Annotated in this window: 10 protein-coding genes; all 10 read right to left on the reverse strand. The window is 65.2% G+C overall.

Features of this window, described 5'->3' with window-relative positions:
* Nucleotides 1–13: 13 nt before the first annotated feature.
* The gene (gene ldhH, locus Q1X76_RS09110; protein WP_300719411.1) at nt 14–2,170 is read right to left on the reverse strand and encodes an L-lactate dehydrogenase (quinone) large subunit LdhH; all 2,157 of its coding nucleotides are present in this window, start codon (nt 2,168–2,170) and stop codon (nt 14–16) included.
* Nucleotides 2,171–2,173: 3 nt separating this feature from the next.
* The gene (locus tag Q1X76_RS09115; RefSeq protein WP_300719412.1) at nt 2,174–2,812 is read right to left on the reverse strand and encodes a lactate utilization protein; all 639 of its coding nucleotides are present in this window, start codon (nt 2,810–2,812) and stop codon (nt 2,174–2,176) included.
* A gap of 29 nt (nt 2,813–2,841) precedes the next feature.
* Nucleotides 2,842–4,134 (reverse strand): (Fe-S)-binding protein, encoded by a 1,293-nt coding sequence (locus Q1X76_RS09120; protein WP_300719414.1) that lies wholly within the window; start codon nt 4,132–4,134, stop codon nt 2,842–2,844.
* Between the two features lie 11 nt (nt 4,135–4,145).
* Nucleotides 4,146–5,531, reverse strand: a complete 1,386-nt coding sequence (locus tag Q1X76_RS09125) for an FAD-linked oxidase C-terminal domain-containing protein (RefSeq protein ID WP_300719416.1) — start codon at nt 5,529–5,531, stop codon at nt 4,146–4,148.
* Between the two features lie 138 nt (nt 5,532–5,669).
* A complete protein-coding gene (locus tag Q1X76_RS09130) occupies nt 5,670–6,035 on the reverse strand; it encodes a hypothetical protein (protein ID WP_300719418.1) in 366 nt (121 codons plus the stop codon).
* A 12-nt stretch (nt 6,036–6,047) separates the two neighbouring features.
* Nucleotides 6,048–6,509 (reverse strand): EVE domain-containing protein, encoded by a 462-nt coding sequence (locus tag Q1X76_RS09135; RefSeq protein WP_300719420.1) that lies wholly within the window; start codon nt 6,507–6,509, stop codon nt 6,048–6,050.
* Nucleotides 6,510–7,043: 534 nt separating this feature from the next.
* Entirely contained in the window at nt 7,044–8,495 is a 1,452-nt protein-coding gene (gene gcvPB, locus Q1X76_RS09140; protein WP_300719422.1) for an aminomethyl-transferring glycine dehydrogenase subunit GcvPB, read from the reverse strand.
* Nucleotides 8,492–9,823, reverse strand: coding sequence for an aminomethyl-transferring glycine dehydrogenase subunit GcvPA (gcvPA, locus tag Q1X76_RS09145; protein WP_300719424.1), 1,332 nt, complete (start codon nt 9,821–9,823; stop codon nt 8,492–8,494). Before gcvPA ends, gcvPB begins: the two co-directional genes overlap by 4 nt.
* A gap of 78 nt (nt 9,824–9,901) precedes the next feature.
* Nucleotides 9,902–10,285, reverse strand: coding sequence for a glycine cleavage system protein GcvH (gene gcvH / locus Q1X76_RS09150; protein WP_300719426.1), 384 nt, complete (start codon nt 10,283–10,285; stop codon nt 9,902–9,904).
* 344 nt (nt 10,286–10,629) lie between these two features.
* Nucleotides 10,630–11,712: a glycine cleavage system aminomethyltransferase GcvT gene (gene gcvT, locus Q1X76_RS09155; protein ID WP_300719428.1), complete on the reverse strand. Its 1,083-nt coding sequence runs from the start codon at nt 11,710–11,712 to the stop codon at nt 10,630–10,632.
* Nucleotides 11,713–11,902: the final 190 nt, after the last annotated feature.

Here is an 11,902-nt window from a genome sequence, read left to right on the forward strand (position 1 = left end):
CGCATCTCGTCGGTTAGTCTTTCAGGTTTTCGGCCATCAGTTCCGCGATATGCGAGACCTTGACCTTCAGGCCCTGCTTTTCCACACCACCGCGCAGCTGCATGACGCAGCCGGGGCAGTCCATGACCACGCGGGAAGCGCCGGTGGCTTCGATGTTCTTCAGCTTCTTGGACAGCAGCGTGCCGGAGATCTCGGGGAACTTCATGGAGTAGGTGCCGCCAAAGCCGCAGCACACGTCTTCTTCGGCGCAGGGCACATAGGTGGCCGCGTCGGCGATGAGTTCGCGCGGGGCCTTGGTCACGCCCAGGCCACGGCAGATGTGGCAGGAAGCGTGGTAGGTCACCTTTTCACCGCTGTTGTTGAAGTCCTTTTCGCTCAGGCCGAGCACGTCATGCACGAAGGAGCTGTAGTCCGTCACCTTGTCGGCGAAGAGCTGCACGCGGGCGGCATCGGCCTTGCCTTCCAGGATGTGGGGGTAGGCATGCTTCAGGTGCGAGGCGCAGCTGGCGCAGAGGGTGATGATGGCGTCGTACTTGCTGGCGTCGAAGGCGTCCAGGTTCTGCTTGGCCACGTCCACGGAGGTCTTGCGCTGGCCCATCATCTCCAGGGGCAGGCCGCAGCAGGTCTGGGTCATGGGATAATCCACGGCCACGGCGCGGGCGCCCAGCACCTTGACGCAGGCTTCCAGCTGTTCGGGGTAGACGAAGTCCTGGGCGCAGCCGCCGAAGATGGCCACGCGGTAGCGCGGGGTGGGCACGCGCGGGGCGATCTTGGCCCAGCGGTCACGGAAGGCCTCGTTGGCGATGGCGGGCAGGGCCTTGAAGCCGTGCTTGCCAAGGAACATGGCCGGCAGGTGGCGCTGGAACTGGGTGCCGCCGGTAAAGGGCTTCTGGGCGTACTTGGCGAACTTGAGCAGGCTGTGGAACATCTTGCGGTTCTTCATCACAGCGGACAGCAGGGTACCTTCCACGCCGCTGCCCTGCTCTTCGGTCAGGCGGGAGCGGATCTCGCGGATCAGGCGAGGCAGGTCGATGCCGCCGGCGCAGACGTTCTTGCAGGATTCGCAGCCCACGCAGTTCTGGCACAGGACCTTGGCCTTGTCCTTGCCGTGGAAGAAGTAGGTCAGGATCAGGCCGATGGCGCCGATGTAGATGTAGCCCATCTTGTGGCCGCCCACCAGACGGAACACGGGGCAGACGTTGGCGCAGGCGCCGCAGCGCACGCAGCGGAAGATCTGCGAGAACAGCGGGTCGCGGGCGATCTCGGTGCGGCCGTTGTCCAGGAAGACCACATGCATGATCTTCCTGTTGTCCTCGCAGGCGCGGCATTCGCCGGCGCCGGCCATGAAGGTGGCGTAGGCGGTCATGCGCTGGGCCGTGGCGTTGCGCGGCAGGACCTGGAGGGCGGTCAGGGCCACTTCCAGATTGGGCACCAGCTTGTCCAGACCGGCGATGGCCACATGCACGCGCGGCAGGGTGGTGACCATGCGGGCGTTGCCTTCGTTGGTCACGGTGCTGACGGCGCCCATGTCGGCCACGGCGAAGTTACAGCCGGAGATGCCCATGTCACCGCTGATGAACTTGCGGCGCAGCTGCACGCGGGCCACCTTCACCAGACGCTGGATGTCCTCGGCGTCCTGCTTGACGCCGGTCTCCTTGGTGAAGTCGTCGGCCACCTGATAGCGGGACAGGTGGATGGCGGGCATGACCATGTGCGAGGGACCTTCGTGGCGCAGCTGGATGATCCATTCGCCCAGGTCCGTTTCGTCCACGATGAAGCCTTCCTTTTCCAGGTAGGGGTTCAGCTGGATCTCTTCGGCGGTCATGGACTTGGATTTGATGACGCGCTTGACGCCGTTCTCGCGGGCGATGCTGGCGATGATGCGGTTGGCGTCCTCGGCGGTGGCGGCGCGATGCACATGCACGCCGCGTTCTTCGGCCACGCGGCGGAACTGTTCGTACAGTTCTTCCATGTGCTTGCAGGCGTCGTCCTTGGCGTCGGCGATCTGTTTGATCAGGCCGCGTTCGTCCACTTCCTTGAACACGGCTTCACGGTTGGCGCGGTAGGCCACGGCGAAGGTGTCGAGGGTACGGCGCAGGAAGCTGTCCTCAAGGGCGGAATCGATATCCTTGCGGTATTCCGAAAGGCTTTTGGGTGCGGTGTGGCTCATGGCTTAGTCCTCCAGAAGAATGATATGCAATTCCAGCGGGCCATGAACGCCCACGGCGGCCACGCGCTCGATATCGGCGGTACGGCTGGGGCCGCTGATCAGGGTCGTGTAGTTGCCGCCCTTGGGATTGGCCATGAGCAGCTCGCGCATGCGGCCGGCGATCTCGGGCAGGGTGCGCACCAGCTTGGATTTGGGCAGGAGCAGCACATGGATCTCGCTGATCATGCCGGCCAGGCGGGCGTTTTCGTTGTCGGTGTTCACCAGGCAGGTGGCGCTGGCGGCCACACCCATCTCGGCAGCGGTCAGACCCACGTCGATGCCGGCCAGATGATCGCGCAGCCCTTCACGGATGCAGAGGAAGCCCTTTTCGGCGCAGGCGGCTTCCAGTTTGGCAAAGTTCTCGTCGTCCAGGACAGGGGCGGCCACGATGCGCTGCACACGGGTGGGCACGCCGTTGGGGCCGTTGGGGCCCTTTTCCACATCCTCGTCCGCCATCAGTTCACACGGGGCTTTGTTCTCGCACACGTCCACCACATACTGCAGCGCGGCAGCCATGTTGGGCAGCTCCTGCACCACGGCGTTGACGGCCGTGGCCTTGGCGGTGAAGTCCTGAACGAGATCCTGCATTTCTTCAGGGGCCATTGAAGTCTCCTTATAATGGATGCCTCGCCCTACTTGAGGGTCTCGGCATAGATCTGGATAGTGTGTTTGACCTGCACGGGGTCATTGTTGTGCGACAGCACGTCTTCCAGCTGCATCATGCAGGCGGGGCAGCCGGCGGCCACCACCTGGGCGCCCGTGGCCACCACGTTGTCGCGCTTGCGCTGGCCGATGGTCCGCGACAGGTCGTAGTGGAAGAGGTTGAAGGAACCGCCGCAACCGCAGCAGCGGTCGGCTTCCTTCATTTCCACCAGCCTGTAGTGGGGGTTGGCCTTGACCACGGTGCGCGGCTCGGCGGACAGGCCCAGGGCCTTCTTGAGATGGCAGGAGTCGTGATAGGTCACGGTCTGGGCGCCGGCCATGCTTTCCGCGGCCTCGACCTTGAGCACCTTCACCAGGAATTCGTTGATGTCCATGGTGATGGCGGCCAGGGCCTCGGCCTGGTGCTGTTCCACGCTGCCCAGACGGGAAGCGTAGCGGGGCCACAGTTCCTTGATGGTGGAGGTACAGGAGGAACAGGCGGTCAGCACATAGTCGAAGCTGCTCTCGCCCAGCACGGCCAGGTTCTTGGCCATCTGCTTGACCATGCCCTCGGCGTCGCCGGAGGACAGGGCCGGGATGCCGCAGCAGGCGAAACCGCTGGGCATGTAGATGGCCACGTTGTGGTGGTGCAGCACCTTGATGCAGGCCTCGGACACGTCCACATAGAGCTTGTCGCCCATGCAGCCGGGGAAGAAGGCCACTTTCAGACCGCCCATGACGCGGGGCTCGTCCAGGTTGCCGTAGATGGCGTGCAGGGGCTTGAGGGCCAGGGAACGGATGTGGCGGTCGCCCAGCATGAAGTCGAGCATGGGCGCGCAGGCCGTGTTCTGGGTGTCCTTGTTCTTGCGGAAGATCAGGCGCTGCATGGGCGCGCCCACCCGCATGGCGAAGTTGAACAGGCCGGGATAGGGCAGCAGGGCGCGGAAGACCATCTTCTTGACCGGATGCAGGCCCAGATAGGCGTTCACGATCTCGCGGGCTTCCAGGAAGATGTCCATGATCTTCACGCCGGAGGGGCAGTTGGCCTCGCAGGAGCCGCAGAGCAGGCAGCGGCCCAGCTTTTCGGCCACGGCTTCGGGATCGGCGATCATCTCATGGGCCAGGTTGTCCACCAGGGCCAGCTTGCCGCGGGCCACGTCGGCTTCCATCATGGTGGCGCCGAACATGGGACAGACAGCCTGGCACATGCCGCACTTCATGCAGGCGATGATGCGGTCGTCAAGCGTCATCAGACGCTTTGCCAGTTTCTTCAGGTCGCTCATGGCGTGTCTCCCTAGATGCCCACCAGCTTGGTGGGATTGAGCAGACCCTTGGGATCCAGAGCGCGGCGCAGGCGCTGCGAGAAGAGGATGGTGCCGCGGGAGGTCTCCTTTTCCATCCACTTGGCCTTGGCGGTGCCGATGCCGTGTTCGCCGGACAGGGTGCCGTGCAGGCTGATGGCCGTATCGAACATTTCGTCGACGGCGGCTTCCACGCGGGCGAATTCTTCCTTGTCGCGCTTGTCGCACAGGAAGGTGGGATGCAGGTTGCCGTCGCCGGCATGACCGAAGGTGCCCACTTCGACGCGGTACTTCTTGGCGATGTCGTTGACGGCCTTCATCATGGCAGGGATCTGGGAGCGCGGCACGGTGGCGTCTTCCAGCACGGTGGTGGGCTTGCAGCGGGCCAGCACGGGCAGGGCCTGGCGGCGGGCTTCCCAGAGCTTGAACTTTTCGGCGGCGTCCTTGGCCACATGCACGGCCACGGCGCCGGCCTTCTGCAGTTCGCGTTCCACCACCACGGCCTCGTCGGCCACCTGGGCGGGATGGCCGTCCACTTCGATGAGCAGGATGGCCGCGGCTTCGCGGGGCAGGCCGGCCTTGGTATAGTCGTCCACGCGCACGATGGTGTTGTTGTCCAGGAATTCCAGCGTACAGGGCACCACATGGGCGGCGATGATGCCGGCCACGGCTTCGGCGGCCTTCTGCATGTCGTCGAACACGGCCATCAGGGCCTTGGAGGCCTGCGGCGGGGGCACCAGCTTGAGCACGGCCTGGGAAATGATGCCCAGGGTGCCCTCGGACTGCAGCATCATGCCGGCCAGGTTGTAGCCGGTGACGCATTTGACGGTGCGGGAACCGGTCTTGACCAGTTCGCCGGTGGCGTCAAAGAATTCCAGGCCCATCAGGTAGTCCTTGGTGACGCCGTACTTCAGGCCGCGCAGGCCGCCGGCATTCTCGGCGATGTTGCCGGCCAGGGTGGACACGGCCTGAGAACCCGGATCCGGGGGGTAGAAAAGATTTTTCTGGGCGACGGCGGCGGCGAAGTCGGCCGTGACCACGCCGGGCTCCACCACGGCATAGAGGTCGTCGGAGTTGATCTCGAGGATGCGGTTCAGGCCGTTGGTCAGGATGACCACGCTTTCCTTGCTGTCCGGGATGGTGCCGCCGGAAAGGTTGGTACCGGCGCCGCGCACGGTCATGGGGATGCCGTAGTCGTAGAGTTTCTTCACGCAGATGCCGAGCTGCTCGGTGGTGGTGGGACGCAGCGCGAACGCGGGCACCACGGGGGGCAGCACCGCGGAATCATAGGAATAACTCTGGCGATCAGCCTCGGAGCTGAACACGTTTTCCTTGCCGAGGAGATCTTCAAATTCTTTGATAAGCGCCTGGCTTGCCATAAGGGCCTCCTGTTACTCGTGAAATATGCCGTCAACCCGGTCAGTCGCCGGGTATGCACCCAAATCTACCCGGAACGCGGAAAAAGCACGCGGCAAGAGCCGCTCGGCACAAGGCAGCTCCGGGCCGAATGAAGATTTTTAGCAAGAATTTCTTTTTTTGAAAAGGTAAAACTGCTCCTCAAAACGCTGCTGCAGGCAAAAAAACGCCCTCCCCTTCTTATATTTTCTGAAATATTTTATAAAATAAAAAATGGGACGCAATTTTGTCTTTTGCAACGGAACAACATGCAAATCATCAGGCAACAAAGCTCTTATTGTCTGCATGCTCCAAAGAAAAGAAGCATGATAATGAAAGAGCGCATCTGTAATGGACTCTGTATCATCTGCTTTTTTACAGTCCTCTATCTGTTTCTTTCCGGCGGGACGTGAAAAAATCAAAATCAAAAATTTTTTTATATCCTGTTTAGCGTCCTGAGGCAACACCTCCTGACGGCCTTTTGTCATGCCTCCGTTTGTCTATTTTTTCTCATTTGCCAAATGCATAATATATTCAAAAGCTTCTGGCGACACAGGCTGCACGGAAAGGCGGCTGCCCCGGCGCATGAGCTCCATGCCGGCCAGGGCGGCATGCCCGGCCAGCTCCTTGCGGCTCAGCGCGGGCAGGGCCGTATGCAGGCGCACGTCCACCATCTCCCAGACGGGTTTCTCCGGCGTGGCCCGGGGATCGAAGTGCCGGTTCTCGGGGTCCTGCGCCGTATGGTCGGGATAGGCCTCCCGCACCACCTCCACCACGCCCACGATGGAAGGCTCCGCCCCGCTGTGATAGAAAAAGCCCAGGTCCCCTTTTTTCATGGCTTTCATGAAGTTGCGGGCCTGATAGTTGCGCACGCCGTCCCACGAGGTGGTCTGCTCCGGTGCGGCCTCCAGATCCTGCCAGGAATAACAGCCCGGCTCGCTCTTGAACAACCAGTAGTTCATGTGGCCTCCTTTTTTATCAGGATATGTTCCCAACAGCAGGCTGGCAAGCCCCATGCCGCCGTGCGGCGCCGGGCGGACAAAGAGCGCGGCGCGCTGGGCGGGAGCCCCTGGCGGAAAAGACCGTGCCCGTCCTGCCGCGCCGTCCCGGCAAAACGTCCAGGGCCGCGTGCCATGGCGCACACCATGATGCACGCCATGACGCACCGCCCCTTCCGCCCGTACGCGGCAGGCGGGGAAGACGTGCGCCCCGGCCTCTGTCCAGCGACGGGGACATCGGCCGGCCCCGAACAAGAGATTTCTTCGGGGTCGGGGAGAGCACGAGAGAGGAAGGGGCAGTTTTTGCAAAAAACGCCCTTCCCCTCCCGTCCTTTCCCGTCCCAGCTCCCCCTCCTTCCACGCCGCCATGCCGTCTTCCCCCTCCCCTGGCGCCGGACGCAAAACGGCGGCCCCCGGAGGGGCCGCCGTGACGGACGGATGGAGGAAGCGGCGGAGCGGCGGGGACCGCCCGGGCCCTCACCCTTCCCGGGCTGTATGTCAGGCCATGTCTTCGGTCAGGATCATGTGGCGCGCGGCCGCGGTCTCGTCCAGACGGCGCACGGGCATCTTGACCGGGGCATCCAGCAGCTGCTGGGGATCGGACTTGCCGATGGCCACGATCTCGCGCAGGGCTTCGATATAGGCGTCCAGGGTCTGCTTGCTCTCGGTCTCCGTGGGCTCGGCCATGAGGCATTCGTGCACGATGAGCGGGAAGTAGACCGTGGGCGCGTGGAAGCCGCGGTCCAGCAGGGCCTTGGCCATATCCAGGGCGCGCAGGCCTTCGGGCGCGGAGGCCACGAATTCATGGGCGCAGATGCGGTCGAAGGGCACATCCAGCACGTCTTCCAGCTTCTTTTTCAGATAGTTGGCGTTGAGGCTGGCGAACTCGGCGGCGCGGGTCAGGCCTTCGGCGCCCAGGCGCATCATATAGGCCAGGGCCTTCACCACCACGGCGAAACTGCCGTAGAAGGGGCCGATGTGGCCCACGCTCCGGGGCAGGTCGTAATCCAGGGCATAGCTGCCGTCGTCGGCCTTGCGCACGCGCGGGGCGGGCAGGAAGGGCAGCAGGCGTTCGCCCACGCCCACGGGACCGCAGCCGGGGCCGCCGCCGCCGTGGGGCGTGCCCAGGGTCTTGTGCACGTTGAGATGCACCACGTCGAAGCCCACATCGCCCACGCGCATCTTGCCCAGGATGGCGTTCATGTTGGCGCCGTCATAGTACAGCAGGGCGTCCTCGCGGCGCAGCACTTCCACGATGCGCGGCAGGTGCAGTTCCAGCAGGCCCAGGGTGTTGGGGTTGGTCATCATCAGACCGGCCACCTGGTCGGGGTACCTGGCCATGGCTTCCTCAAGGGCGGCGGGGTCCACCATGCCGTCGCGCGAGGGCACGTTGACGATCTCGAAACCGGCCAGCACGGCCGAGGCGGGGTTGGTGCCGTGGGCCGAGTCGGGGATGAGCATCTTGGTGCGGTTGCGGCCCTTGGCCTTGTGGTAGGCGGCGATGAGCTTGACGCCGGTGTATTCGCCGTTGGCCCCGGCCATGGGCTGGAAGGTGAAGGCCTTCATGCCCGTGACCTCGCACAGCCACTGTTCGGCGTCATACAGGCATTGCAGGGCGCCCTGGGCCAGGTCCCCGGAAAGCTGGGCCAGCAGCGGGTGCATGCGGGCGAAGCCCGGCAGGGCGGCCACATATTCCGTGAACTTGGGGTTGTACTTCATGGTGCAGGAGCCAAGGGGATAGAAATTGGCATCCACGCTGTAGTTGAGTTTGGACAGTCTGGTGAAGTGGCGCACCACGTCCAGTTCGGAGCACTGGGGCAGGCGCGGGGCGGCCTTGCGCAGCAGGGCTTCAGGCAGCATCTGCGCGGCGCGGGGCGCGTCATCGTCCACAGGCAGGGCCAGGCCGGGAGCGCGACGGCCTTCTACGGATTCGGCAAAGATGGTTTTCACAGCAGACCTCCCAGCTTTTCGACCATGGCATCCACCTGGGCACGCGTGTTGCATTCGGTGCAGGCCAGCAACAGCACATCGTCCATGCCCGCGTAGGCGCGGCCCGCGGGATAGCCGGCGGCCACGCCCTGGGCCAGCAGGGCCCGGACCACATCTTCGGCGGGACGCGGCAGGCGCAGGGCCACTTCGTTGCCGAAGGGCGCGTCGTTGAGCCGGCGCACGCCGGGCAGGGCCGTGAGTTTTTCCACGGCGTAGCGGGCCAGGGCCATGCCGTGTTCGGCCACGCGGGACAGGCCGTCCGGGCCCAGCAGCGAAAGGTACATCAGCGCGCGCAGGGCGCAGAGGGACTGGTTGGAGCAGATGTTGGACGTGGCTTTGGCGCGGCGGATGTGCTGCTCGCGGGCCTGCAGGGTCAGCACATAGCCGGTGCGGCCTTCCAGATCGGTGGTGCGGCCCACGATGCGGCCGGGGAACTGGCGGATATGCTCCTTGCGGCAGGTCATGATGCCCAGGTAGGGGCCGCCGAAGCTCAGGGGCTGGCCCAGGCTCTGGCCTTCGGCCACGGCGATGTCGGCGCCCATCTCGCCGGGGGTCTTGAGCACGGACTGCATGACCGGATAGACGGAGATGACGCCCAGGGCCTTGCAGGCGCGGGCATGGGCGAAGAGCTCGCTGAAGTCGGCCACGGCGCCGAAGAAGTTGGGGTTCTGCACCAGCACGGCGGCGCAGCTACCGTCCACGGCGGCCTTCAGGGCCTCCAGGTCGCTCAGGCCGTCCTTGTGGGGCACCTCGACCAGGGCCACGTCCAGATTGGCGGTGTAGGTCTCCAGCATGGCCCGCCAGACGGGGTTGATGCACTGGTCCACCACCAGTTTCTTGCGCCGGGTGGCGCGCACGGCCATCATGCAGGCTTCGAACAGGGCCGTGCCGCCGTCATAGACGGAGGCGTTGGCGCATTCCATGTCCAGCAGGCGGCTGACCGCGGTCTGGTATTCGAAGATGGCCTGCAGGGTGCCCTGCGAGCATTCCGCCTGATAGGGCGTGTAGGAGGTGTAGAACTCGCTGCGGCCGGAAAGGGCGTCCACGGCATGGGGCACATAGTGGGCATAGAAGCCCGCGCCCAGGAAGGACACGGCGGGCGTCACATTGGCGGCGGCCAGATCCTCGAAATAGCGGCACACGGCGAATTCGCTCTGCCCCTTGGGCAAATCGAAATGTTTGGGACGCATTTCGGGCGGGATGTCCGCGAAAAGATCATCGAGGTCGCGCACACCCACGACGGAGAGCATTTCCTGCACTTCGTCCGGCGTATGGGGAATGAATGGCATAGGGGAACTCCTTGCAGCCAAGGCTGCCGTGCTGGTGGAAAAAAGGCGGCAGAGCACCGGGCCCTGCCGCCTCGCGGACTAGTGCTGCTCGTTCTTGCAGTGTTCTTCGTAGGCCGCGGCGTCCATCAGCCCTTCGGGCTGGGCGGACAGTTTCACGCGCACGATCCAGCCGGCGCCGTAGGGGTCGCTGTTCATGACTTCGGGGGTGTTCTCCAGCTCGCTGTTCACGGCCACCACCGTGCCGCTCACGGGCGAGATCAGGTCGCTGGCCGCCTTCACGGATTCCACGGCGCCGAATTCGCTGCCGGCGGTCAGTTCGTCGCCTTCGGCGGGCATGTCCACATAGGTGATGTCGCCCAGGGATTCCTGGGCGAAGTGGCTGATGCCGATGACGGCTTCGTCGCCGTTCACCTTGGCCCATTCGTGGGACGCGCTGTACAGGAGGTCTTCGGGATTGGTCATGCTCTTCTCCTTGGGTCCGGGACGGTCCTGCGTCCCGGATATTGGTGTCTGGTGTTGATGTCTGCGTCTGCGGCGGGGCGGGAGGCCCGGCGGCCGGTGACCGCCCGTACGGCGGCGCTGCCGCGCCTCTCCCCGCCCTGCCGGGATCCTTCCTGAAAATATGGTTCCCCTGCCCTGCGGCCGTCCGCCGCGGGACGACCCCGACCGGCCACTGCCGGGACGCCGCCGCGGTCGGCAGCTGCCGGACCGCGCCCGAAGGCCGTCGAGGACGCCCGCCGCGAGGGGACAACAGCCGCCAGCACGCGCCGGGAGGGCCCGCGCCCCGGGAACGTCCGCCGGCCGGGCTAGGACAATTTCTTGCGGGCCGTGCCGTCCTTGTAGAAGGGGGCCTCGGTGACAGTGGCCTTGAGCTGGTTGCGCGAGGCCTGCACCAGATAGGCGGCGGCATCGGCCTTGTCGGCATCGGCCCAGGCAAAGGCCACCACATGGCCCAGGGACGGCGCGAAGGAACCGCTGGTGACCACGCCGGCCACGCTGCCGTCCTCCAACAGCAGGGCGTCGCCGTTGCGCGCGGCGCGGCGGCCCTCGATGCTCAGGGCCAGCAGCTTCTGGCGCACGTCCTGCGCGCCTTCGCGTCCCACATAGGGCGCGGTGCTGGTCAGCATGCGGCCCATGCCCGCCTCGGCGGGGGTGTGGGCGTCGTCCAGCTCGTGGCCGTAAAGGGGCAGCCCGGCTTCCAGGCGCAGGGTATCGCGCGCGCCTAGGCCCACGGGTTTGACACGGTCATCGGCCAGCAGGGCTTCCCACAGGGCCAGGGTCCGTTCGGCGGGCACATAGAGCTCGAAGCCCAGCTCGCCGGTGTAGCCGGTGCGGCTCACCAGGATCTCGCCGTCTTCCCAGGGCTCGCTGCGGAAGCCGAAATAGGGCATGTCGCGCAGGCCGCGCCCCAGCAGGGCTTCCAGCACGTCCACGGCCTCGGGTCCCTGCAGGTCGATCTTGCCGGTCTGTTCCGAGATGTCGGTCAGGGCCACGGCCTCGGGCAGACGGGCGCGCAGGGTGGCGAAGTCGCCGGCGGCACAGGCGGCATTGACCACCACCATGAAGTCGTCGGGGCCGAAACGGTAGACGATGCAGTCGTCCAGCACCGTGCCCTTTTCCGTCAGCAGGAAACCGTAGCGGCAGCGGCCCGGCGCCAGGGTGGCCAGGTTGTGGCTCACGGCGGCGGCCAGGGCGTCATCGGCGCCGGCCCCCTGGATGCGGAACTCGCCCATGTGGCAGATATCGAACAGGCCGGCATGCTGCCGGGTGTGCTGATGTTCCACGAGGATGCCCTCGTACTGGATGGGCATCAGCCAGCCGGCAAAGGGCGCCATCTTGGCATTGTGGGCCATGTGCCAGTCCGTGAGCGGGGTCTTGAGTTCGGCCATGCTTCCTCCTTTTCCGGCGCGCACAGGGGCCGGAGGACGGACGGTGCCGGCGGCCATGCCGTCCACCGTCCCGGTGATTCAACAACGAGTCTCGGTCCGGGATGCGGCGCGCCTGCCCTCCGGCGGCGCTCCCGCCCCGCAGATGCGGCCTTGCCGCGGGTCCGGGGCGCGCCCTCGCGTCCCGGGGCAG

Origin of the sequence: uncultured Desulfovibrio sp. (genome assembly GCF_949282365.1) — a bacterium.
In the GTDB taxonomy this organism is placed as follows: Bacteria; Desulfobacterota; Desulfovibrionia; order Desulfovibrionales; family Desulfovibrionaceae; genus Desulfovibrio.